Genomic DNA, 24,463 nt, shown 5'->3' with positions numbered 1-24,463 from the left:
CTTTAACCGATCTTCAACCAGCCTGTAATGCTCATCCGCGGTATATTGTTGAGTAGTACCTCATGTGCCAGATCAGAACTTTTAAAGAAAACACTTTTCCCGTTATCAGGTGAAATATTTTGTTCATCATCCATATGATAAATGCGTAACTCTCCGCCATCTTCTGTTTTCCAACCTGCATTTAAATACATAACCATCGAATATTGCCGGCTTCCATTGTTTTGAAACTGATCGATATGCTTTTTGTAAAAATTACCCGCTTCGTAAAGGGTATAATGAAACTCGTAACCCGTGATTCCCGTATAACAGGTACGGTTTAAATAAATCACGAACTCGTCCATCAGATCGAAAAAATCATTTTCATATTGATTATTATGCTTTCTATCGAGCCAGTAAATCACATCACTACGGATCAGTTTGTCCTGATTAATAACCGCATTATTCCCTATTCCCGCATTTAAAAGTTTCTTGTTTTCAAACAGGGCGATCAGGTTTTCTTTAAGGTGGGCAGCCAATGGGATGCTTAAAAAGTTTTCCGCAATCCCAACTTTATCTTCGATAAAACTATTGATAAGGCAATCAAATATTTTTTCCAACAGATTGGTTTAAATCTTAAAACAGCATGCCTAAGGCTGGTAAGGTAGTTTTAATTAATGGTTAAGTTTAAAACTAAATGTTAAATTGCATGTCAAAACCAAATCCTATGAAATATCTGATAACACTCTCACTGCTTTTGGCCTGTTTTTATTTGCGGGCACAGGATAGCATAAAAACAGTACGTACAACAAGCGCAATAATAAGCTTGAAGGCCAGTATGATCCCTAAAACAGATACCAACCAGGTATATTATGATGAAAAAGGGAAAGCGCTGCGCTATTATCAGTATGATAAAATGTTTCGTACCGGTTGGTATAAGCTGGTACCAAGTACCGACAGAACGCTGCCACAGAAAATGGTAGTTACCAAATCGACAGAAGAGGAAATTAACAGATTCACCTCAATCATCAGGGAAAATACAAAGGTTAAAACTCCTTATATTTATGAAGGCAAAAAATTGGATATAGCACCCCTGACTGCATTTTACGAACAGAATAAATTAGAGAATAAGGTAATCGTACAAATATATTGGTATGCCAGCTGCAGTACCTGTACCGAAAACTTTGCCGAGATAAGTACTTTTATTAAGGAACTGGGCGACCCAAAAGATTTGTTGGTTTTAGCCATCACAACCGACAATAGTGAAGTGGCCCTTAAAAAATTAAAAGAACAACCTTTACGTAATGCCGAATTAATCAGTTCTGGAAGGGCCGTTTCTGATGCCTACCAACTTACGCGTTATCCGGTATATATTGTTTCGGATAAGAAACAGATCATTAAATATGCCGTTGTGGGTAGCTCGAGGTTAACCATTCCAGATCTTAAAACAGCCATTAATGCCGCTTTGGGCAGATAAAGTAATTAGATGAATACCTTCCCCGCACAATACTCCACCTTATCTGCCGCTGCTTTAAAAGATTATCTGATTAAAGCTTATCAGTTAAATTCTGCTACAACCTGCAGGTTGCTCATCAGGAATGTAAGCGATACTTATATTCTTGAAAACGAAAATGAGAAATACATCTTCAAAATTTACCGTGATGCACACCGGAAACGCAATGAAATTGAAGCAGAGGTAGAATTACTCAATATTTTAAAGGAGAATGGAAATTCGGTTTCTTATCCGATAGCAGATGTGGAGGGAAATCAGATCCAGCAGTTTAATGCAGCTGAAGGTTTAAGAAACGGCATATTGTTTTCTTTTGCAAAAGGTAAGGTAATTTTGGATCTGGAAGATAAACATCTGATACAACTAGGGCAAGATATTGCCAAATTGCATCAAACCACTTCATCGGTAAAACTGAGCAATCACAGACCCATATTCAACTTCGAAACTACATTATTTGAACCTTTAAGAGATTTGAAACCTCATTTTACTGAAATGCCTGAGGAATTTGAATACCTGATTGATATAGCCGGCAAACTGGTCAAAAAATTCGAAGATTTTGACACTTCAACCTTCAGTTATGGTTACTGCCATTATGATTTCTTCCCCAAGAATTTCCACTTCGATGAAAACGGAAAAATTATTTTTTTTGATTTCGATTTTGCCGGTGAAGGTTACCTCATTAATGATTTAATGACCTTCCTGAATCATTATTTCTTCCACCAGCTCAATAACCTGATTACTAAAGAACAGGCGGAAAAAGATTTCGGTACTTTTTTAAAGGCTTATCAGGAAGTAAGGCCATTAACCGAAGATGAATTAAAGGCCATTCCCTATCTGGGCATTACCTTTCATATTTTCTTCCTCAAATTCTTTTACGATAATTACGATGACTGGTCGAATGCTTTTTTAACGCCGCGCTATACGAAACACCGAGTGGAGCTGATCAAAAAATGGGAAGAACTGTATTGTAACTTTTAGGCAACGCTGTATCAAATATCACCAGCTCTTTTTATCTTGTAAATAAATCAAAATCAATAAGATGGACCAGAAAATAATCAACCTGTACGATGAGTACACCCATAGCAATATCGGTAGAAAAGATTTTATGAAAAAGCTGGCCGTACTGGCCGGCAGCACGGCATTGGCTATGACTATTTTACCCATGCTCGAAAATAACTACGCGGCAGCGGCCGGGTTTAGCAGCGATGACATTGAGGTTGAAAATATTACCTATCAGGGTGTTGATGGCGAAATAAAAGCTGTACTGGCAAAGCCCAAAGGCAAAAAGAATTTAGGATGTGTGTTGGTGATCCATGAAAACCGTGGATTAAACCCGCATATTATTGATGTAACCAAACGTGTCGCTGCCGAAGGTTTTATTGCCCTGGGAGTTGATGCACTTTCGCCATTGGGCGGAACACCTGCCGATGAAGATAAAGGCCGCGAACTGATTGGGAAGCTGGATCCGGAGAAAAACCTGCAGAATTATTTAAAAGGATTGGATTATTTACGCAACCGTAAAGATGGAAACGGAAAAGTAGGTTGTGTTGGCTTTTGCTGGGGCGGTGGAATGGCTAATAAACTGGCCGTTAACGACCCGAAACTACAGGTAGCTGTTGCTTATTATGGTGCACAGCCCAACGCCGCCGATGTTCCAAAAATTAAAGCCAGTATAATGCTGCATTATGGTGGTTTGGATGAGCGTATTAACGCCGGAATACCAGCCTATGAGCAGGCTTTAAAAGACAATAAAATTGATTATAAACTTTACATCTATGATGGAGTGAACCATGCGTTTAACAACAATACCTCTCCTACCAGATACAATGAAGCAGCTGCAAAACTGGCCTGGAGCAGAACCATTGATTTGTTTAGACAGAAATTAGCGGTGTTAACGAGGTAGGTTTTCGTGTCTCAGTATCATTTCGATCGGAACGTCCACTCGTCCCGTCATTTCGAGCGAAGTGCAACGTAGCCGAGAAATCTATCTCGAGTCAGATTTCTCCATTCCGCTACCGATGAAAAATCGGCACGCTACAGTCGAAATGACGATTTTTGTAGTAATATCAACTAAAATGAAGTTCCTTTAGTGCCTTCATTTCGAGCGGAGCGCCCACTCGTCCCGTCATTTCGAGCGAAGTGCAACGCAGCCGAGAAATCTATCTCGAGTCAGATTTCTCCATTTCGCTACCGATGAAAAATCGGTACGCTACAGTCGAAATGACGATTTTTATAGTAATTTATCGACTAAAATGAAGTTCCTTTAGTTCCGTCATTTCGAGCGAAGTGCAACGTAGTCGAGAAATCTATCTCGAGTCAGATTTCTCCGTTTCGCTACCGATGAAAAACCGGTACGCTACAGTCGAAATGACGATTTTTGTAGTAATTATCAACTAAAATGAAGTTCCTTTAGTTCCGTCATTTCGAGCGGAGCGCCCACTCGTCCCGTCATTTCGAGCGAAGTGCAACGTAGTCGAGAAATCTATCTCGAGTCAGATTTCTCCGTTTCGCTGCCGATGAAAAATCGGCACGCTACAGTCGAAATGACGATTTTTGTAGTAATTATCATCTAAAATGAAGTTCCTTTAGTTCCGTCATTTCGAGCGAAGTGCAACGTAGCCGGGAAATCTATTCGATATAGTTATAAATAGATTTCTCCACTGCGGTCGAAATGACGATTGTTCCAGATAGATTTCTCCATTCCGCTGCCGATGAAAAATCGGCATGCTACAGTCGAAATGACGATCGCTATAGATCAATGTATAAACCAACCTTAAAACAAATCCGTATTCAACATGGTCTTCAAAATATTCGACTGAACATCGAAATTATTGAGGTGGTTTAAGAAATTGATATCCGATATTTTATGGTAACTATCTTCCAGTAAACTGAGAACCTCGTGTGGAATGGCAGTTTTTAACACCGCTGCATTGCTTTTCAGCTTATCGTTTTTATACTGAAGCTCCTGCATAATCTTCCCTTTTTCGGAGAGATTGGTAGAAGTGTCCAGATCTTTCAAAACCGTTAAATCACAGAACAGGAAGAGATTTCTACTTGGAAAAAAGAGATAATGGCTGTCTGTTTCCAAAAATTTATAAACTTCGATAACCTGCTCACCAGATTTTAAACCGATGTAAAATTCTGTACGAAAATCGTACTTACACAATTTCCCCATCAGTTTTTTCTCAATTGTAGCATAAACATTGGTGTACACCTGTTTATCCTGAAAATTAATCAACTGAGCAAACTGATTGGTGGTTAAATCGAAATAAAAATCGTTGGCGTATTTAGAACTGAAAACGTTAATATTTTTAGAGAAAGGAAAATCTGTACTCAAATCAGACAGGACACTGAAGAGTTTCCGCAGCGACAGGTTTACTTTAAGCGATTGCTTTTGCTTATCCTGCTGAAAACTTTTCTGATCAACCAGCGTTCCGGCCATACGGTCTATCAGTTCTTCGTTAAGATCGATCTCATCATAAATGAGTGATACATTTTTTTCGTTGCTCTTTTTAATTTTTCTGAGCAGTTCGATTACACTATCGGTAAACTGAAGGTGAAAAAGATCGAGTTTTTCGATCTCCAGTTCTTCATTATTGGCAAAAAGCTGATGAATAACCTGGCTCCGTAAGTAAATTTTATAAATCACTTCATCATCAAAAAACACAGAGAGCAACTGTAAACGGTTGATCTCTGCGCTTGATTTTTTGATAATATTTAAACGGTATTCATCCATAGGTTAATTTAATTCACCCTCGTAACGTTCTTTTTTAACTCTGCTTCCAGAGTTTTAAGTTCGCCATCCAACACACGTCTGCTTTGTGCACCAGCCTCATGGATCTGTTTCACCTCATTAAGCGTTTCAATCAATGATGATGTGGTACGTTTCAGGGTTTCCAAAGATACCACAGTTTTTTCATTTTCTTTGGCCACATCAATACTGTTCTGTTTCAGCATTTCTGCATTTTTCTGCAAAATAGTATTCGTGGTATCCGAAATTTTCTTCTGCATTTCTACGTTGGCCTTTTGCCTTTGTAAAGCAACCGCAATGGTTAACTGGTTTTTCCACACTGGAATAGTGGTAGAAACAATCGACTGGGCTTTTTCTGCAATAGAAGTATTGTTGTTCTGCACCACACGGATCTGCGCCAAAGATTGTAGCATAATAAAACGCACAATCTTCATATCTGCCAGTCTCTTATCCAAACGGCTGATGAAATCCCTTAAATCGGCAATTTCATAATCCTGATAATCAGCAGGCCTGCCTTCCATTTCTGCCAGTTTGATACTCAGTTCGTTGTATTTAAGCTGACCAGCAATAATCAGTTCTTCCATCTGGTGGATGTATCCCACATTGCTGTCGAACATGGTTTGCAGCGAGCTGTTATCTTTAATAGAATTTAACCTTCCGGCTTTAATTTTGTTGGTGATTTTATCGATATTATTCACCACCACATCATATTTCTGGAAAAGTTTCTTCACATCAACTACCAAACTCTTTAAAAACGGAATTTTAGAGATAAAACTCTTAAAACCGCTCTGTTCAAGTTCAGAAACGTCGATATAATTCAGTTCGGTTAGCAGTTCGTTAATTAAACCGCCAACTTCGCCACTGTTATAAGTACGTACAGACGATAAAAATTCGTTACTGTATTTCTCCATTGAGTTTTGGGCATCGCTTCCGTAATTCAGGATAGAATTAACATCTGATGGTTCGAGCGATTTTCCAATTTCATGGTATTTAGTGGTTTCCTCGCTGGTTATTTTTTCGAGGTCAACATTTCCGTCCTTATCCAGTTTAACCGGAGTAAGCACCTGGGGAAGATTTGGGTTGGTTTCCATAGTTGATTATATGATCGGCTTTGCAGCTTATAAATAATGTTGGGTTACGGTTTTAACGGTATCTTCCAGTTTTCTATCTTTGGTAGGCTCGCCGATGGCATTAAATTTCCATTCGCCGTTTTTCTTATAAAAAACACCCATTACCATCGATACGTGACCTGCAAAGTTAGATCCGTTGGCAATATCATATTTAGCAAAAACTTCATTTACACGTTTGGTTGTACCCTCGTAAATGCGGATAGATGCAAACGGAATGGTACCGAAATCGTGCCCTCTAAAACTGTTCAACACAAAGGCTACGTAACTTACGCTGGCATCCAACATTGAAAAATCAAGGGTAATAATTTCATTGTCCAGGCCATCATCACCACCCATATCGCCTGTTAAATCATCGCCACTGTGTTTTACCGATCCGTTTTTAGATTTCAGGTTACCAAAGTAAACTACTTCTAAAAGCTGCTTGTTTTCGTTGTACAAGGCACAACTTGCATCTAAATCTACAGCCTCTTTTGAAGATCCGAAACCGAAAAGGCCTTTCTTTTCGATAGCGCCCCAGTTAATGCCCACGCAAACATTCTGCAGTTTGCTACCATTGCTTTTTTCAAGACTGATGCGCTGTCCTTTTTGAAGATTGATTGCCATAATATTATTGATATTTGTTTAAATAATCCTGTAAACCACCTTTCATGCCTACGCCTACTGCCTCAAATTTCCATTGATTTTCGCGTTTGTAAATCCTTCCGAATTCTACAGCGGTTTCGATAGAAAAATCTTCTTCCAGTTCGTACTTTAAAATCACTTCGTTGGTTACGGCATCAAAAATACGGATGAAAGAATTTCTTACCTGACCGAAGTTCTGTCTTCTGCTTTCTGCTTCGTGAATGGTTACTACAATGCAGATTTCGCTTACTTTAGCATCAATTTTGGTCAGATCGATTTTAATTTGTTCGTCATCGCCATCACCATCGCCTGTTAAATTATCGCCGGTATGTTCTACAGCGCCATCCGGAGAAACCAGGTTATTATAGAAAACAAAATTTTCGTCAGAAACTAATTTTCTCTGATCGTTTAATATAAAAATCGAAGCATCTAAATCGAATGCAGAACCTGTAGAAGAGCTGTTGGTATCCCAACCTAAACCTATTGTAAATTTAGGAGCACTGATATTTTCTCTCTGCCCCTTTTGCAAATTAATAGCCATATTAAATTAATTTATAATTATTGTTTTTGATATAGTCTTTGATAAGATGTAAATTTTTCGAGTACGCCTCTATGGTATGGTAATTATTACCAAGCGAAAGGTCGTAAAGCTGATTAATAAAATCGGCACTTCTGCGTTCTAAAAATATGGTAAAACTGCTCGAAGTACTGTTTAAAATGTATTTTACAATACGGGTATTGAAACAGAAATTTCCACCGTCTATAATTTCTTCGAGATCGAAAATAGACTTGATCTGATGGTAATTCAGAAAGTTTTCTACGTTGGGGTGGATATTTTTGTTTACCAGTTCGGCAAAGTAAAGCATATGCATTTCGTTGCTGAGGCCATATTCTTTCGCCATTTTTAAAATCATGCGCTCATGACTTCCGGTAATTTTAATATCATCCAGAAACAAAAGCGTTTTTCCTGTCAGAAAATCCTTATCGATATGGAAAGAATCATTTCCGATGAGTGAAAGCCTTTCTTCGGCACTTAACTCACCATAATCTTCCTTATAGGTAATGGTACGGTGTACTTTTGTTTCCTGCACAGCCAAACCACCATTTTCGACCAGCCAGCGGTTAAGCTGACTCACGAAATAATTTTTCATGGCAAAAGTTGCGGTGGGTATAAAGCTGTAAGGACTCGAAATGACCACAATCTGGTCGGTAATCAGGTTATCAACCAGGTAATAGCGGATAAAACCATCGGCAAGTGCCTTACCAAATGATCGGGCTACTAAATCATCGCCAAACTTAAAGCGGCTGTAATCATCGGCACTAAAACCGAAATCGGTTGTGTTGTCGATTTTGTGGAGTGAATAACTATACGGTATCATAGAGTAGGTTTGAGATAGATAGATGGTTTGAATTGATCAGCATGCTGTTAATGCCCATGGCTTCAGCGCCACGTACATCTGCGTGCGGGTTATCGCCAATGTGGATTACATCGCTTAACAACAAATCAGGATGTTTTGTTCGGTCAATCGTATCCAGCATCAGCTGAAAAAATCCGCTGCTGGGTTTCGACATGCGCACTTCATCCGAATAAAGCTGAAAATCGATATACTGACCGATTCCTAAATGGTTGATGACTTTTTTGAGGGTTTTGCCTTTAATAAAACCGGTGTTGCTCAAAATATTGGTAGAACTTTTGCCCGATTCTTTGATTTTTGCCAGCACATCTAAACAGTTATCACAGTAAAGCTTTGGCATATGGGCAAATACGATTTCTTCCATATCCTGATCAAGCAACTGCAGGTCTACTTCACGGAAACTGTAATCGTAATCATTGATCATGCTAATGATCATGAGGTACATCTCGTCGGCATCTACATTTTTACCGGCTTTTTCATTAATGGCATTTACCATTAAATCAACCTGACGGAAAATAACCGCTATTTCTTCAACAGATTTATGTTTGCCATTAAAATTCCGGTAAAAGTACTGTACCCTTTCCTGCTTGTACGTTGGATTGGATTTAATCAGCGTTAACCAAAGATCGAATGAATAATGTTTGTAAAAAGCCATTTGTCCCTGTTTCCTAATCTATTTATTAAATCCTAATATTACAAAATTTGATTCTAATATCAGGAAGGTTTGATTGTAAGATTTATCACAGATAAGCCTTACAATTAAGATTTATCCAATACATCTTCGGCATCATCCGAAATGATAATATCGCTTTTATGTTTTTTGGGATAGTTGAACAATAAAGAACTTAATACCGGCAAAATGAAAATGGCTACGGTAAAAATAGATACAAAAAGATCTGTTTTTTCGCCTTCTATAGCATGAGAAATGGGTGACTCGGGATAGAAATGCGTAAATAACGACGAAGTAAGTTTAATCCCCAAAACACCAATTACGATGAAAGCCACCGTTTCTAAAAAGGTGAATTTTTCCATTAATTTCACGAAAGCCTGTGCCACAAAACGCATGGCCAGAATACCGATAAAAACACCAATATAAATTAACCAGATGTGATCGGTAAAAGCAACCGCAGCAAAAACGTTATCGATAGAGAAGGCCAAATCCATTACTTCTACCAAAGCAACGGTTGCCCAAAAAGTACCTACTAAACCCACTGTAGATTTATAGATCCAGCTTTTGCTTTTATCTACTTCCTCTTCTTCCTCGTTGTTTTTACTGTTCTTTTTTCTGAAATAATCGAATGCGAGGTATAACAGATATAAACCGCCAAGTGGTTTTAACCACCAGATTTTTACCAGCCACGCCGCAAGGAACAAACAGATACCCCTAAAAACGTATGCACCGATAATTCCGTATTTTAATGCTTTATCGCGCTGGTTCTTTGGCAAATCCATTACCATGGTAGCCAAAACCGCAGCATTATCAACCGAGAGCAAACTTTCGATTACAATCAGGTTTAAAATAATTAATAATCCGGCCTGTATATCATCACCTAAAATTGTGTGCAGAAAATCCATTGAGCGTGTGTATTTTTAAATTAAAGTTTTAGTTTTCATAACAAAGAAACAAAATTTTATCATTTCTGCTGTTTATTTATGTTATTGTTTTATTGTTAGAATGACAATTGTTAGAATTGTTACGTATTGGCGCCAAATATTAGTTAGTGGCATCTAACTGATAAATTACACCTTTATCTCCTGCCAGTATAACTAGTTTACCTTTTTTTGCTTTTTGAACAGCATTAAAACTCTTATCAGAAATGTGTTTCCAGTTTTGGCCGCCATCGGTCGAGATATCTGTGCCAGATGTACCGGTTGCAACCAATGTTTTGGCATTGATGTAGGTTACTCCCGAACGAAAACCAAAAACTGGTGTATTTGGCTTTTGCCAGGTTTTACCACCGTCGCTGGTTAACAAGATGTTATTGGCATTTTCTTTATCTTTTACATAGTTTCCGCCAACCGTTACACCATTTTTATTATTCAAAAAATCGATAGAGAAAGGACCTGTGCTATTTTCGCCCTGTAAAATAGGGCATTTAAACATTTGCCAGGTTTGTCCATAATCAGGCGAGTAATAAATATTTGATACTGTTCCGCCTGTTGCAATCCATGTTTTGCCCCCTGGTAATGTTTTTATCGTGGTGCCACTGGCTGCAAAACTCGCTTCGCCTTTGGCTAAACTTGTTTTTAAATTTGCGGAAATATCCTGCCAGGTTTTACCGGCATCAACTGTTTTCAGGAGTTGCAGTTTATCATTGATGGGATCGCCGAAAATAATTCCTCTGTTTTTATCCCAAAAACTAACTCCATCTAAAAATATGGCAGAATCTACATTTTTATAGGTTTCTGTCCAGGTTTGGCCTCCGTCAACGGTTTTTAAGATATATGCCGGCGAAGCAATCCCCACAATAACGGCCTGTTGATCATCAAAAGCTTCTATATCCCTGAAATCGATTTTCTCATATCCTTTAGGTTTTACCCAAGTCCAGGTTTTGCCGCCATCGGTTGTTTTACCAATTGAGCCGTTGCTGCCACTTACCCACACCACCTGATCGGTTACCACACTTAAACCCCTTAAACTGGTTTTGGCAGCCTCATTTAAGGGTTTAACAACGTACGACTGCGCAGCGCAAAAAAAAGGTGCCATTAAAAGGCACCATATTAATTTCTTCATTGATTGTTATTTAACTCGTCTAAAAGTTTCCGATCGGCCCAAAAGTGAAATACCCACATAACCGCGGATGTTTAATACATCAGCACTTTTTAAGGTCATGTTACAGCTGTAGGTTTTACCGCTTTTTGGATCGTAGATGGTTCCATCGGTCCATTTGCCGTCATCGTATTTAAAATCCTTAAGTATTTCAAGGTTTAACAAAGCACGTTTCTGCAGGTTTTCATTCGGGTTTTTAACATCTAATTTAGGTTTTCCGTTAATGTTTGGCTCTTTAATCCAGGCCAGTTTCCCGTAAAATTTATCGCCTTTTTTGTAAATTTCTATTTGTCCCTCTCCTGATGGATTAAGCCATTTGCCTACAATGGCATCTTTGTTCTGCGCAAAGGCAGAAAATGATACCGCTACAAAGAGCAGCATTAAAAATGGTAGCTTTCTCATATTTTTTATTTCTAGTTAGTTTTTAAAGATAATGAATTACACCTTATACCGAAACACTAAATAAAGAGAAAAAGTATGAGAAAGTTTTTTAAAACTGAAATTTACTTTGAAACGATGGGCAGGTACTTCGCCCTGTAAGCATAAAACAAAAACAGATTGAACAATAACATTACAGCAACCATTGGTAATTCTTTCGGCCCCAAAAATGCATGATACAGAAAAACATTTAAAGTGACCGGAAAAATAATGATAGCAGCCAAAGGCGCGGTACGGTTAATGAGCAATAATACTCCCCCGATTAACTCTGTTATCTTAATTAACGGAAAGAGATACACCGATGCCATTACGCCTGTCATAAAGCTGGTTTGTGTAGCCGTCATCTCTGGTGCCTTAGGCATTAAGTTAAGAAAATAGCTCACCGAAGCAAATAAATACATGGCGGCCAAAAGTACACGTACAATAATTACAGCAATTTTCATATTGGTTAAGTTTTAGTTTGTATTTTAAAAATAATATTTTTTGTTCATTTAATGTTGGTCTGTTGGGTTATTAGTCATTGGTTAATTGTTTAAACCGGTTAATTGTTGATGAAACGCGGAACTTCAAACCACCTGTTTGGTCAATAGTTTAATAGTCCAGGGTTGATAGTCGCATAGCTTACAATGATTACTAAAACCTTAATTTCCTTAACTTCTTAATGGTCTAATTATTTATAGGGTTAACTGGTTAATTGTTTAAACCGGTTAACTGGCGCTGAAAGCCGAACTGCTACTGCCCTTCGACTCCGCTTAGGGTGACTAATCTAGATAATCGACTACGGACTAAAGACCCGGTACTAAGGACTCATGACTATAGACTTTGGACTACCTCCTTATTTAAAATCATAATTCACCATCCACTGGATCCCGAACTTATCGGTAGTCATGCCGAAAAGTGCATTCCAAAAGGTTTTTTCTAAAGCCATGGTTACCGTACCACCTGCAGACAGGCTATCAAATAAGTGTTTAGCTTCTTCTTCGCTTTGCGCATCAACAGAAAGCGAAATACCTGTGCCTAATGTGGCTGGTGGCATCGGATCAGTAATATCGGTTCCCATTAAAATGTTACCACCTATAGGTAAAGCAATATGCATCAATTTTTCCTGATCACTCGCAGGCATTCCATCGCAGCCGGGCGAATCCTTATAGCGTTGCACTACCAGAAACTCACCGCCAAAAACTGATTTGTAAAAGTTGAATGCTTCTTCGGTGTTACCGTTAAAATTTAAATACGTGTTAAGTGTTGCCATTTTTATTTAGTTAATTGGTTTATTAGTCATTGGTTTATTGGTCATTTGTCATTAGTCTAATGGTCATTGGTATAGCTTTGCTATTAGTTGGCTTCGGACTTCAGACTTGAGGCTTCCGACTTCCGACTTCATCTATATCCTGGTTAGTTTTATATCCATCCATTCTACCCAGTTTTTACCATCAAACTGCTCCCACAGTCCTTCTATTGTATCAGTCTTAAAATTCCCTTTAAACCTTTCTGTATCCGCAAATATTAAAATGATATCATCATAAATTTTAAGTGTAGAGATCGAAATATTTCCTTCGTTATCAAACGACTGCGACCTGAACACATCCTCCATATCATCATAATGGGTAATTTCTAAAGATTGCATTTTCTTTTTGTTAAACGTTACATCTACTTTATGTGTTAAAAAGAAACTGCCTTCAATCCATTCGTAGGTATCCGTTCCGGTAATTACTTCGCCCGATTTGGTTAAACCTTCGGTTTTCCATTTACCTATATAGGGATTGAGTAAATCAAGCCTGTTGTTTCTCATAAATTTAGTTAAAATCAATTGGGATTTAAGCCACTATAAATATTTTTTAATTGGTGTACATGTCTTTGTGTATGATAAATCACAAAATAAATTGCCTCTAAACGTGTTAAATAGCCATATCCCGGTAGTTCATAAGAAACACATGTTTTAGTTAAATCTAAACCAGTTGCGGCATTCGAAATTCCCGCCCTGATCTGCTTTAAATTTTCTAATAATTCCGGCTGGTTATAAGCTTTGTTTTCAGGATAAATCTCTTTGGGCGAATTGTACTTCACATTAAAATTTAAAAAATCACTTTTAATCTGACTTACCATTAAATCTGCAGGTTTATCGGTTTCCGTAACCGTTCCGTTAATTACCTGCAAAAAACCACCATTCGATAATATCAAATGTTCTGCAAGTTGTCCGGCAGTCCAGCTGCCTTCAAAAGGCACTTTGTTAACCAGATGGCCATCAAATTTTGAGAAAACGTTTTCCAGTGCCAATAAGGTTTCTTCGGTTTCTTTAATTAATTTTTCCATAGCCTACATATAATTCATTCCTGGATAGTTCAATAATCTTCGCCACAAGGCAATCTGCCCGATGCAGTTCGCATCGCGGTAAGTGCTAAAGCTGATCATTTCGAAAAGGGTAATTTCCATTCCCGGGATGGTTAACTTTTCCTCCAGCTTTTCATCCGTAGCTGCGTTAACGCTTCCTGCAGCCTTGGCGAAATGGCTAACCAGTCTTTTTTAAGGTCGGCAATCGATGGATACACCGCATCATCAACAATGCCCTTATTATTAGCAAAAAGTTCGTCGGTGATGGAAGGGAGATCAATTCCGAACGATTTAGCCAGAAAATACCTCCCCTGCACTACACTGCCCGTAATCCAGGCGATGTGGTTGGCCTTGGTTTCCAGTCTTTTCTGCGCATCCTTTTCATCTATACCATCTAAAGCCTTTAATAAAAAATCGGTATGCATTTCGTAGAGTACAATCAGGCCGTACATCCTGCTACTTTTTGGTGTGGTTTTCATGTTGTTTTGTTTAGGTGATTAACTTAAAATAAAGTTAAAGCTTAATATTGAGGCACACCCTTGCCGTAAAAGTCAATATTAAGGGGCATTTCAGACAATTTTTATATATTTACTATTCCCAAATTTTAACCAAATGATACAAATAGGTGTTTTAATGCCCCAAAACTTCAGATTATTAAGCGTAGCGGCTATTTTAGATGTTTTTGATACCGTAAATGGATTCTACAGGAAAGATGAGCTCGAAACACCCTTTAATATCAGTTTAATTACTGCTGATGATAAAAATTATAACTTTAGCGAACACCCCTGCATCTCCTTACAAAAGGCCACCGATCTTGATCTTATTTTGATTCCATCTTTTGCCACCAATGATATTAAGGAATGCATTTCGGCCAATAAAAGTTATATTCCATGGTTAAACAAACAGCATCACGCCGGGGCAGAAATCGCAACTTTTTGTACCGGTGCATTTTTACTGGCCGCATCGGGTTTGTTGGATGGTAAAGCTGCTACCACACATGTTGATGCCTGTCCTGCATTTTCGACCGCTTTTCCGCAGGTACATTTAAAAGCCGATAAAACCGTAACACAGGATGGAAAACTGTTTACCAGTGGCGGTGCAACCTCTACTTTTCATTTATTGTTGCACCTTTTACAGATCCACTGCGGAAAAGATATGGCGGTGAAAGTTGCCAAAGTTTTCGCCATCGATATGGACCGCGTAAACCAGTTGTACTTCAGCACTTTTCAGCCCATCCGTCACCATAACGACGACCTGGTAGCCTCGGCACAGGAAAAAATTGAAAGCAACTACCAGGATGTGGCTACTATTGAAGAAATGATCAAGGATATTCCTTCCAGCAGAAGAAATATTGTACGCCGTTTTAAGCAGGTTATTGGCATTACGCCCATCGAGTACCTGCAGCAAACCCGCATTGAAGCAGCTAAAAAACTTTTAGAACAAACGGCTCAGCAAATGACGGAAGTGATTTACAATTCGGGGTATAACGATCCAAAAGCATTCAGGAAAGTGTTCAGAAAATCAGTTGGGATGACGCCTACACAGTATCGGGATAAATTCCAGGCGAGGTAGGAAACGCCGTCATTTTGGCCGCAATAGAGAAATTTGTGCATTTATTTTAGGGTGAGCTATTTATTTTTTTGAAGCGCAAAGCCTGTGGTTCTTGGTCAACTGCAGTCCCGCTTTTACTCCAAGTCCTCACTACGCTCCGGGCTTTCCGTGCAATCGGGGCTATAAATGGTTGGTATTTGTTCCAAAATTTAAATTAGACATCAGGCTAATTTAAAGACATAAAAAATTCAGGGTGAATTATTTATTTTTTTTGAAGCGCAAAGCCTGTGGTTCTTGGTCAACTGCAGTCCCGCTTTTACTCCAAGTCCTCACTACGCTCCGGGCTTTCCGTGCAATCGGGGCTATACAGGGTTGGCCTGCTTTACTAAAAAACATTACTGCTTAGAAAAGGCCTGCTGATATTTAAGCGGGGTTTTTCCGGTTATCTCTCTAAAATATTTATGAAAACTGGTAAAATTATAAAAACCGCAATCATAACAGATTTCTTTTACCGTTAAATCATTTTCTATTAAGAGCTTACAGGCCTGCCCCACCCTAATCTCGTTCAGAAACTGCGTGTAGGTTTTCCGGCTTTTGGTTTTAAAGAACTTGCAAAACGAATTCGGACTGATTTTAGCCACTGCAGCGATTTCTTTCAGCTCTATTTTATTTTTGTAATTGCTGATGGTATAATTATAAATCGATTGAATTCTGTCTTTTTCGTTTTCCAGAAAATTAGGTTTAAAACCCAGCGAAACCAATGTTTTTTTCTCTTCGCAGCTGGCTATTTCAGTCAACACCTCTAACAGTCTGATAATCCGCATAGTACCCGTAGCCTCAATAATTAAAGGCACCAATCGGGCTATTTTTTCTTTCGCATTCCCTGATAGCTGGATTCCCTGTTTAGATTGTGCCAGCATCTTTTTAAGTTCCTGGTTTTCGGGAAGATCGATAAATCCAGCGCCTAAAAAATCTTCTTTAAAGTGGATGGCATACACATCAACAGATTCGCCCTCCTTTTTTTCGAAAAACTCAGGATCAAATCGCCAGTAATGAGGCAGGTTACTGCCAAGCAATACCACATCGCCCTCGCTAAAATTTTTAATGCTGTCGCCAATAAACTGCGTTCCCCTGCCTTTTTTGATGTAAATCAGCTCCAGAGCAGAATGGTAATGCCACAGGTTGTTCACATCTGGCATAATATCCCTCCGGGCGCTAAAAGAATCCACCGTATTGGTAGATACATTAAGTAAATGCGGTTTCATAAAATCTTAAAAAATCACTCTAATATGCAGTAATATTTCGCAATGTATAAATTAGAGACAATATCATTTAATAATTAGATCATAAAGTTAAATTTTTATTAGTACTTAAGGGCTTAATTTGTAATGCAACAACTAACCAATAACACATTTATGAAGGTAGATTATTTATTCCTTGTTATACCGAAAGATACCGGATACGGTGCATTTATAGCCTGACCTTCCAAAACAGCAGATATTGAACAATCTTTAGTAATTGGTGCAACGGAGCCCGAAGTTTAACTACTTTTATTTTGGCATAACCAGCTTCACCAATATAACCAAACCAAATATGAGCCACAACACCACAACGAATTTTCAGGTATCCGATACACCAAAAGGCGGCAAAGGGTACCTGTTTCCATTAATTTTAGTTACCAGCCTCTTTTTTTTCTGGGGTTTTGTACATAACCTCGATCCGGTTTTAATTCCACATTTACGCAAAGCCTTCCAGCTGAATGTTTTCGAATCTACCCTGGTCGATTCGTCTGTTTTTATCGCCTATTTTTTATTGGCACTTCCTGCAGGTTACATCATGCGCAAGTATGGCTATAAAAGCGGCATTATATTAGGACTTGTTTTATTTGCCATAGGTTGTTTGTTGTTTATCCCCGCAGCAAATACCGCACAATACATCTTTTTCTTAGGTGCACTTTTTATCATTGCCTGCGGTTTAACCTTTTTAGAAACAGCTGCAAATCCTTACGTTACCGTGCTTGGTCCGCCGGAAACGGCTACCCAACGTTTAAACTTCTCTCAATCTTTTAATGGTTTAGCAGCATTTTTAGCACCTGTAGTTGGAGGAAAATTGATTTTTACTGAAGCAAAATATACTGATGCGCAACTGGCGAAATTGCTTCCATTAGAAAAACAGGCTTATGTACTTGAGGAAGCTTCAACAGTAAAAGCGCCTTATTTAATTTTGGGTGTCCTGATTATTATAGTAGCTATCTTATTTATTTTTACCAAGCTGCCGGATATTAAAGAAGAAGAAAGTGCTAATGAAAAAAGCTCTTTTGGGCATGTTCTGGGGCACAGTCATTTACGTTGGGCAGTTATCGGGCAGTTTTTTTACGTTGGCGCACAGGTTTGTGTATTAAGCTTATTTATCAGTTTCGTAACCTCATCTGCTGGTATTACCCCGGCGCAGGCGGCATGGTATTCTGGCGCAGCAGGCTTGGCTTTTATGCTGGGTAGATTTGCCGGGACCTTCCTTATGCGATTTGTCGCTCCACACAAATTGTTAATGTTATATGCTTTAATCAGCGCGCTGCTTACACTGGTATCCATTTTTGCTACCGGAATGATTACTGTTTATGCATTAATAGGCGTGGCCTTTTTTATGTCGATTATGTTCCCAACCATATTTTCACTAGGAATAGCTGGTTTGGGTAAAGATACCAAGCTGGGTTCATCGCTAATTGTAATGTCGATAGTAGGTGGTGCATTTTTGCCGCCGGTATTGGGCTTAATATCAGATGCCACACACAATATACAATATGGTTATTTGGTTCCCTTTGTTTGCTTTTTAGTGGTATTCTACTTTGGCTGGAAAGGCTGGAAACCCAATCATATTGAAAAAGAAATAAGTTTAGAAGTATAAATTAACAATGAAAAAATTAGTCATCAGGATTAATAATGCCGATAATGTTTTGGTTGCATTACAGGATTTACCTCAGGGAACCGAAATTGTTTACGAAGGAATTGCCTACCTGACTGTTGATGAAATCCCCGCCAAGCATAAATTTTTTATGCAGGATATGAAAACCGGCGATGAAGTGATTATGTATGGTGTTCTAGTGGGGAAAATCCAGTTTGAGGTAAAAGCAGGTATGCGCATGAGTGTAGAGAACACCAAGCATGCAGCTGAGCCATTTGCCTACCGAAATGTTGATTTTAAGTGGGAAGCGCCCAATGTAAGTCAATATGCCGATCGCAAATTCTATGGTTATCACCGTAAAAACGGCGCGGTGGGCACTGCAAATTACTGGTTGTTTATCCCAACGGTTTTCTGCGAAAACAGAAACCTCGATATCATTAAAGAATCCCTTTATAGCGAACTCGGTTATGCGGTTGATGCGCAATATAAATCTTACACGCACAAACTTGTTCAGGCTTACGAAAGTGGTGAGAGTATTGATAACATCAGTTTCGAACCCAAAGTAAATAAAGCCAACCGAACCTTTAAAAATGTGGATGGTATTAAATTCCTCACACATAATGGTGGTTGTGGCGGCACGCGTCAGGATTCGAATACTTTGAGCAGATTGCTGGCCGCTTATGCCAATCACCCCAATGTGGCAGGTGTTACGGTTTTAAGCTTAGGTTGTCAGCATTTACAGGTAGACGATTTTAAACGCGATCTTTTGGCGCTTGATCCCAATTTTGATAAACCCTTATTAATTTTTGAACAGCAAAAAACACAGAGTGAAGAACATTTAATCCAGAATGCAATCAAAAGCACTTTTGAAGGCCTGATGCTTATCAATAAACAAGAACGTACAGAAGCCCCTTTAAGCAAATTATGCGTAGGCGTAAAATGTGGCGGCAGTGATGGTTTTAGTGGCATTTCTGCCAATCCGGCTGTAGGTTACTGTGCAGATTTATTGGTGGCATTGGGTGCAAAGGTGTTATCGGCAGAGTTTCCCGAACTTTGTGGCGTAGAGCAGGAAATGATCGACAGGTCTGTAGACCAGCCCACTGCCGAAAAATTTATCCGTTTAATGACAGAATACGATGACCTGGCACATAAAGTTGGCTCTGGTTTTTACATGAACCCTTCGCCAGGTAATATTAAAGATGGTTTAATTACCGACGCGATAAAATCAGCCGGGGCAGCACGTAAGGCGGGTTCTTCCCCTGTGGTTGATGTGTTGGATTATACCGAGCCTGCCACTAAACCGGGTTTAAGCCTGGTTTGTACGCCCGGAAATGATGTGGAAGCCACTACCGGTAAAGCGGCTGCCGGAGCCACGCTTATCCTGTTTACCACGGGTTTAGGTACACCAACCGGAAATCCGGTTTGCCCGACCATTAAAGTGGCCACAAATTCGATTCTGGCTAAACGCATGAGCGATATTATCGATATCGATACCGGAGCGGTGATTAACGGCGAAAAAACCATAAACGAAATGGGTGAAGATATTTTAGAATATTGCATTAAAGTAGCCAGCGGAGAAGAAATCCCTAAAGCAGTGCAGCTTAACCAGGATGATTTTATCCCCTGGAAAAGAGGAGTAAGTCTGTAGAGGATGGATGATGTGAAATGGAAGAGGTAAAATAGAAGATGGATGAGGTAAGATGGATAATGGGGGAAACACTAATTGGTCCGTCATTTCGACTGGAGTGAAATCCCGAGGTTAAGTCGGGAGAGAAATCTATACAGACAAAGTCTCTCTCTATGTCCTCAACTCCTGGCACTATACTTAAATAAAAACAAAAACATAACCGAATATGAATTTAAATTTAGACGGCAAAATAATACTGGTTAGTGGTGGTGCAAAAGGCATTGGAGCAGCAATTGTTAAAGCTTTGGCCATTGAAAACGCATTTCCAATCATCATCGGCAGAAATGAAGAAGATAACCAGAAAATGCTTCAGGAAGTAAAAAATTCAGGCTTAAAAGCCGATTATTTTACTGCAGAACTTACTGCACCAGAAAGCTGTAAATCTATTGTTGATGCCATTTTAGAAAAATATAACAGAATTGATGGCCTGGTGAATAATGCCGGTGTTAACGACGGCGTAGGCCTCGAAAGCGGCACTTATGAAGCTTTTATGGAATCGCTGCATAAAAATGTGGTGCACTATTATCTTTTAGCGAAGTACGCCTTACCTGCATTGAAAGAAAGTAAAGGTTCTATTTTGAATATCGGCAGTAAAACAGCAGAAACCGGACAAGGCGGAACATCAGGCTATGCGGCATCAAACGGTGCCAGAAATGCTTTAACACGCGAGTGGGCGGTGGAATTATTGCCCTACAGCATCCGTGTTAATGCGATTATTGTTGCCGAAGCATGGACACCTTTATACGAGAAATGGATCAGCACTTTTGAAAACCGTGATGAAAAACTGAAAAGCATTACCGATAAAATTCCATTTGAAAACCGGATGACTACTGTAGATGAAATTGCGAATACCGCTGTGTTTTTATTATCAGATAAATCGAGCCATACTACCGGCCAGTTGATCCATGTTGATGGTGGTTATGTACATTTGGATAGGGCGCTGTTGTAATAAATCTCTGTCATTCCAAACCCCACACCCTCGGTCTGTGTCCTCACAGACCGAAAGAAAAAACTAATTTAAATGGCCTGTGAGGACACAGACCATGGAGTTGTCTAATATTACTTTTTCTTCCTTTCTTCCAAATAAACATGCCATAAGAACATCGTAGCAATGGTGCGGTAAGGTTCACACTCTCGGTCTGTGTCCTCACAGACCGAAACAAAAAACTAATTTAAATGACCTGTGAGGACACAAACCATGAAGTTGTTTAATATTACTTTTTCTTCCTTTCTTCCAAATAAACATGCCATAACAACATCGTGGCAATGGTGCGGTAGGTTCACACTCTCGGTCTGTGTCCTCACAGACCGAAACAAAAAACTAATTTAAATGGCCTGTTAGGACACAGACCATGAAGTTGTTAATATTACTTTTTCTTCCTTTCTTCCAAATAAACATGCCATAACAACATCGTGGCAATGGTGCGGTAAGGTTTAAACTGATCTGCAACCGCCAAAACTTCCTCTTTACTCACACTGGATATCAAACCTTTTATTTTCTTTAGTGAGTTTACCGCAGCCAGGTCTCCTATGGGGAAAACATCCGTATGGTGCAGCATAAAAATCAGGTAAATATCTACGGTCCAATCTCCGATGCCTTTAATGGTTTTGAGTTGATTTCTAATGGCAAGATCATCCATCGTTTCCATTTCACTAAGTGATAACGTTCCGCTAACCAAACTTTCAGCCAAATGCCGCACGTAAACTGTTTTTTGCCTGCTGAAATAACAATCCCTCAATTCCTGGTCAGTAAGCAATAACAAGCGTGCCGGTGTAACCTCCCCTATTTTTTCTTTCAGTTTATTCAGCGTAGCCAATGCCGAAGCCAAAGAAACCTGTTGTTCTAAAATAATATGCACCAGTGATTCAAAGGTATTTGGTCTCGACCAAAACGGAGGGTAACCGTATTTATCCAAAATCGACTGCAAATCTGCATCCCTGCTACCTGCTAAATCGCAAAGCTGATGAAAATTGGTCTGATCAAATGTTTCGAACATGGAAATGTTTTTATTCAAATATAATAAGGATTAAGATAGTATAACCTATGCTTAAACTTCTTTGTAGTTATTCTGAACGCTACCTGTCCCGAATATTCGGAGCGAAGAATCTTTCTGATTTTTGATCTGTTTTCGGGTTCGGTTTTCCATCGCTTGCAGATTCTTCGTTTCACTCAGAATGACAACCATTTTTTTAGTCTGTGCGGGCTAACACGTCATTTCAGCTACAACATAACTCATTTTGGATCATCCGGCCCTGAAAATCTGCTCAAATAACATAAAGACCATCCATTTTAATCCCGTTTTAAGATGAGATGGTTACTTTTGTTACATGCTAAAGATTGGAATAGCGGAAGACGATCCTAAAATTGCGGCACTTTTAAAATCTGCACTCGAAGAAAACGATTATCAGGTACTTACCGTAGCCAATGGGATTGATGCGCTGGAACTTTTTTTGAGCGAAAGTTTTAACCTTCTGATTATCGACGTAATGATGCCCGGCCTCAACGGCATCCAGCTTTGTAAACACCTCAGGGAAAACAATTTGCAAACACCAATCCTCATGCTCACTGCTATGGGCACCATTGATGATAAAGTTACGGGCCTGGAAGCCGGTGCAGATGATTATCTCGTAAAACCCTTCCACCTGAAAGAATTGTTGGCCAGGGTGGCAGCACTTTTGAGGAGGCAACCTGCTGCCGAAACTAAAGCAGACCATAAATTATATTTCGAAGACCTGGTATTAGATACCTATAGTAAAGAAGTAAGTCGTGCAGGGAAAACCATTGAGTTAAGTGCCAAAGAATTTGTGCTGCTCGAACTTTTTATGCGTAACCCCAAACGCCTACTCTCCAGGCAGTTTATTGCTGAGCAAGCCTGGGACATCAATTTCGAAACCGGAACGAACGTAATTGATGTTTATATCAATTTCCTGCGAAAAAAAATCGAAAAGGATTTTGAACGCAAACTTATCCACACCAAAATCAACATGGGTTATATTTTGAAATAAATGAAAATAAAGGATCGTATAGCGTTATATTTTACCCTGATCAGCACGTCAATGCTGTTCGCGGTGCTCTGTACGGTGTATTTCACCTTTATGAAATTTTTGGAAGCCGATTTCTTTGAGCGCCTCACAGACCGTACCATGGTTACGGCAAAACTCTACCTCGAAGCAGATGAAATCAGTCGCGATGCATTAAACACCGTACGTCATAAATACCTGCAAAAGCTAAACGGCGAAGTTACCCGCATTTACGATAAGAAGAACAGGGCCACCTTTATCGGCGATACCGCACAATACTGGGCACCCGCCACCATCGATGAAGTACGTCGGAAAGGACGCTTAAAGTACACCGACGGTCAGCGGCAGGTGGTGGGTATTTATTATAAAGATAATCAGGGTGATTTTGTAATCCTGGCTTCGGCCGACGATCAGGGCTCACACAACAGGCTCGATAAATTGTTGAAGATCATGATTTTTATCTTCATCCTCATTTCACTGATTGTATTGTTGCTGAGCCGGTTAATTGCCCGGAAAATGCTCGAACCCCTGCAAAAATTTATGCTCGAAGTAAAACAGGCTGGTTCGCAAAACATGGAATTCAGGGTAGAAGAAAACAACAATAAAGACGAGATTAACCTCATTGCCCAAAGTTTTAACCATTTAATGGAAGAACTGGAACAGGCTTTTATCTTGCAAAAAACTTTTGCTGCCAATGCTTCGCATGAATTAAGGACGCCTGTTACCCGCATGATGATGACCTCCGAACTTGCACTATCAAAAGAAAGGGATCAGGAAGCTTATCAAAAAGTGATCGCTTCGATGCTTGAGGACGCCGAAAAAATGGGACACATCATTACCGGTTTAGTTGCCCTTGCAAAAATGGACCTCGAACTGATCAATTCGCAGCTTGTTCCGATCCGGCTGGATGATTTACTTTCCAAAATCCAGATTGAATGGAAAACACAGAAAAACCTTGATCTTAGAATTATTGATCAAAATCCCATTGAACCAAATTCTGAAATTTTGGCCAATGCCGTTTTATTACAGATTGCCTTGGATAATATCATTTCAAACGCTTTTAAGTTTTCGGATAATCAGGAAGTTAATATTCTTGTTGAAAGCACTGAAAATGATTTCCTCATCCACATCACCGATCAGGGAACGGGTATTTCTACCGAAAATCAGGCGGATATTTTTAAACCTTTTTACACGCGTGCAAATGAACATGGCCACAACGGTGAAGGCATGGGACTTTATATGGCACAAAAAATTATCGATCTGCTTAAAGGCGAAATAACCGTAAAGAATATTGATAAGGGTGGCTGTACTTTTACGGTGAGGTTGACAAAGTTTTAGATAGTACTGCTCGTTTCTAACGA

The 24,463-nt window shown here is 39.3% G+C and carries 26 protein-coding genes; 9 read left to right on the top strand and 17 right to left on the bottom strand.

Annotation, left to right across the window (positions count from 1 at the left end):
• Positions 1–2: 2 nt before the first annotated feature.
• Positions 3–596, bottom strand: coding sequence for a 2OG-Fe(II) oxygenase (locus ABD769_RS05005; protein ID WP_344849909.1), 594 nt, complete (start codon positions 594–596; stop codon positions 3–5).
• A gap of 107 nt (positions 597–703) precedes the next feature.
• Here ABD769_RS05005 and ABD769_RS05000 point away from each other — a divergent pair, with 107 nt between their 5' ends.
• The 3 genes from ABD769_RS05000 to ABD769_RS04990 all read left to right on the top strand — a co-directional run bounded on the left by ABD769_RS05000 (position 704) and on the right by ABD769_RS04990 (position 3,389).
• Positions 704–1,453, top strand: coding sequence for a peroxiredoxin family protein (locus tag ABD769_RS05000; RefSeq protein WP_344849907.1), 750 nt, complete (start codon positions 704–706; stop codon positions 1,451–1,453).
• Between the two features lie 9 nt (positions 1,454–1,462).
• Positions 1,463–2,464: a phosphotransferase enzyme family protein gene (locus ABD769_RS04995; protein WP_344849906.1), complete on the top strand. Its 1,002-nt coding sequence runs from the start codon at positions 1,463–1,465 to the stop codon at positions 2,462–2,464.
• A gap of 61 nt (positions 2,465–2,525) precedes the next feature.
• Positions 2,526–3,389, top strand: coding sequence for a dienelactone hydrolase family protein (locus tag ABD769_RS04990; protein WP_344849905.1), 864 nt, complete (start codon positions 2,526–2,528; stop codon positions 3,387–3,389).
• A gap of 870 nt (positions 3,390–4,259) precedes the next feature.
• Here ABD769_RS04990 and ABD769_RS04985 read toward each other — a convergent pair.
• The 14 genes from ABD769_RS04985 to ABD769_RS04920 form a co-directional block, all read right to left on the bottom strand.
• Positions 4,260–5,222 (bottom strand): hypothetical protein, encoded by a 963-nt coding sequence (locus ABD769_RS04985; protein WP_344849904.1) that lies wholly within the window; start codon positions 5,220–5,222, stop codon positions 4,260–4,262.
• An 8-nt stretch (positions 5,223–5,230) separates the two neighbouring features.
• Complete coding sequence (locus ABD769_RS04980; RefSeq protein ID WP_344849902.1) at positions 5,231–6,328, bottom strand: toxic anion resistance protein; 1,098 nt, start codon at positions 6,326–6,328, stop codon at positions 5,231–5,233.
• Between the two features lie 27 nt (positions 6,329–6,355).
• Entirely contained in the window at positions 6,356–6,970 is a 615-nt protein-coding gene (locus tag ABD769_RS04975) for a TerD family protein (RefSeq protein ID WP_344849900.1), read from the bottom strand.
• A gap of 4 nt (positions 6,971–6,974) precedes the next feature.
• On the bottom strand, positions 6,975–7,529 hold the full coding sequence (locus ABD769_RS04970) for a TerD family protein (protein ID WP_344849898.1): 555 nt from the start codon (positions 7,527–7,529) through the stop codon (positions 6,975–6,977).
• Position 7,530: 1 nt separating this feature from the next.
• On the bottom strand, positions 7,531–8,367 hold the full coding sequence (locus ABD769_RS04965; RefSeq protein ID WP_344849896.1) for a phosphoribosyltransferase family protein: 837 nt from the start codon (positions 8,365–8,367) through the stop codon (positions 7,531–7,533).
• On the bottom strand, positions 8,354–9,058 hold the full coding sequence (locus tag ABD769_RS04960; protein ID WP_344849894.1) for an HAD family hydrolase: 705 nt from the start codon (positions 9,056–9,058) through the stop codon (positions 8,354–8,356). The genes ABD769_RS04965 and ABD769_RS04960 overlap by 14 nt, the downstream gene beginning before the upstream one ends.
• A gap of 104 nt (positions 9,059–9,162) precedes the next feature.
• On the bottom strand, positions 9,163–9,978 hold the full coding sequence (locus ABD769_RS04955; RefSeq protein ID WP_344849892.1) for a TerC family protein: 816 nt from the start codon (positions 9,976–9,978) through the stop codon (positions 9,163–9,165).
• A gap of 139 nt (positions 9,979–10,117) precedes the next feature.
• The gene (locus ABD769_RS04950) at positions 10,118–11,137 is read right to left on the bottom strand and encodes a WD40/YVTN/BNR-like repeat-containing protein (RefSeq protein WP_344849890.1); all 1,020 of its coding nucleotides are present in this window, start codon (positions 11,135–11,137) and stop codon (positions 10,118–10,120) included.
• A gap of 6 nt (positions 11,138–11,143) precedes the next feature.
• Entirely contained in the window at positions 11,144–11,575 is a 432-nt protein-coding gene (locus ABD769_RS04945) for a DUF2147 domain-containing protein (RefSeq protein WP_344849889.1), read from the bottom strand.
• Positions 11,576–11,676: 101 nt separating this feature from the next.
• Complete coding sequence (locus ABD769_RS04940; RefSeq protein ID WP_344849888.1) at positions 11,677–12,054, bottom strand: DoxX family membrane protein; 378 nt, start codon at positions 12,052–12,054, stop codon at positions 11,677–11,679.
• Between the two features lie 392 nt (positions 12,055–12,446).
• Positions 12,447–12,863, bottom strand: a complete 417-nt coding sequence (locus ABD769_RS04935; protein WP_344849886.1) for a VOC family protein — start codon at positions 12,861–12,863, stop codon at positions 12,447–12,449.
• Between the two features lie 132 nt (positions 12,864–12,995).
• The gene (locus ABD769_RS04930) at positions 12,996–13,403 is read right to left on the bottom strand and encodes a hypothetical protein (protein WP_344849885.1); all 408 of its coding nucleotides are present in this window, start codon (positions 13,401–13,403) and stop codon (positions 12,996–12,998) included.
• A 14-nt stretch (positions 13,404–13,417) separates the two neighbouring features.
• Positions 13,418–13,924 (bottom strand): DinB family protein, encoded by a 507-nt coding sequence (locus tag ABD769_RS04925; RefSeq protein WP_344849884.1) that lies wholly within the window; start codon positions 13,922–13,924, stop codon positions 13,418–13,420.
• A 131-nt stretch (positions 13,925–14,055) separates the two neighbouring features.
• A complete protein-coding gene (locus tag ABD769_RS04920; RefSeq protein WP_344849883.1) occupies positions 14,056–14,421 on the bottom strand; it encodes a hypothetical protein in 366 nt (121 codons plus the stop codon).
• 133 nt (positions 14,422–14,554) lie between these two features.
• Between ABD769_RS04920 and ABD769_RS04915 the strand changes: the two genes are divergently transcribed.
• Complete coding sequence (locus tag ABD769_RS04915; RefSeq protein ID WP_344849882.1) at positions 14,555–15,514, top strand: GlxA family transcriptional regulator; 960 nt, start codon at positions 14,555–14,557, stop codon at positions 15,512–15,514.
• A gap of 374 nt (positions 15,515–15,888) precedes the next feature.
• Here the strand turns inward: ABD769_RS04915 and ABD769_RS04910 are convergent, their stop codons facing one another.
• Complete coding sequence (locus tag ABD769_RS04910) at positions 15,889–16,758, bottom strand: AraC family transcriptional regulator (RefSeq protein ID WP_344849880.1); 870 nt, start codon at positions 16,756–16,758, stop codon at positions 15,889–15,891.
• 328 nt (positions 16,759–17,086) lie between these two features.
• On the opposite strand from ABD769_RS04910, the gene fucP reads away from it, so the two are divergent.
• From fucP to ABD769_RS04895, 3 genes are all read left to right on the top strand, one after another.
• The gene (gene fucP, locus ABD769_RS04905) at positions 17,087–18,397 is read left to right on the top strand and encodes an L-fucose:H+ symporter permease (RefSeq protein WP_344849879.1); all 1,311 of its coding nucleotides are present in this window, start codon (positions 17,087–17,089) and stop codon (positions 18,395–18,397) included.
• A gap of 7 nt (positions 18,398–18,404) precedes the next feature.
• A complete protein-coding gene (locus ABD769_RS04900; RefSeq protein ID WP_344849878.1) occupies positions 18,405–20,042 on the top strand; it encodes a UxaA family hydrolase in 1,638 nt (545 codons plus the stop codon).
• 205 nt (positions 20,043–20,247) lie between these two features.
• The gene (locus ABD769_RS04895) at positions 20,248–21,030 is read left to right on the top strand and encodes an L-fucose dehydrogenase (protein ID WP_344849877.1); all 783 of its coding nucleotides are present in this window, start codon (positions 20,248–20,250) and stop codon (positions 21,028–21,030) included.
• 418 nt (positions 21,031–21,448) lie between these two features.
• Here ABD769_RS04895 and ABD769_RS04890 read toward each other — a convergent pair whose 3' ends face one another.
• Positions 21,449–22,078, bottom strand: coding sequence for a DNA-3-methyladenine glycosylase family protein (locus tag ABD769_RS04890; protein ID WP_344849875.1), 630 nt, complete (start codon positions 22,076–22,078; stop codon positions 21,449–21,451).
• Positions 22,079–22,409: 331 nt separating this feature from the next.
• Between ABD769_RS04890 and ABD769_RS04885 the strand changes: the two genes are divergently transcribed.
• Complete coding sequence (locus tag ABD769_RS04885) at positions 22,410–23,087, top strand: response regulator transcription factor (RefSeq protein WP_344849873.1); 678 nt, start codon at positions 22,410–22,412, stop codon at positions 23,085–23,087.
• Positions 23,088–24,440, top strand: a complete 1,353-nt coding sequence (locus ABD769_RS04880) for a HAMP domain-containing sensor histidine kinase (protein ID WP_344849871.1) — start codon at positions 23,088–23,090, stop codon at positions 24,438–24,440.
• Positions 24,441–24,463: the final 23 nt, after the last annotated feature.

It is taken from the genome of Pedobacter jeongneungensis (assembly GCF_039538295.1).
Lineage (GTDB): Bacteria > Bacteroidota > Bacteroidia > Sphingobacteriales > Sphingobacteriaceae > Pedobacter > Pedobacter jeongneungensis.
Note: the sequence above shows the minus strand (reverse complement) of the source record. Positions and strands in the feature narration are given on the sequence as shown.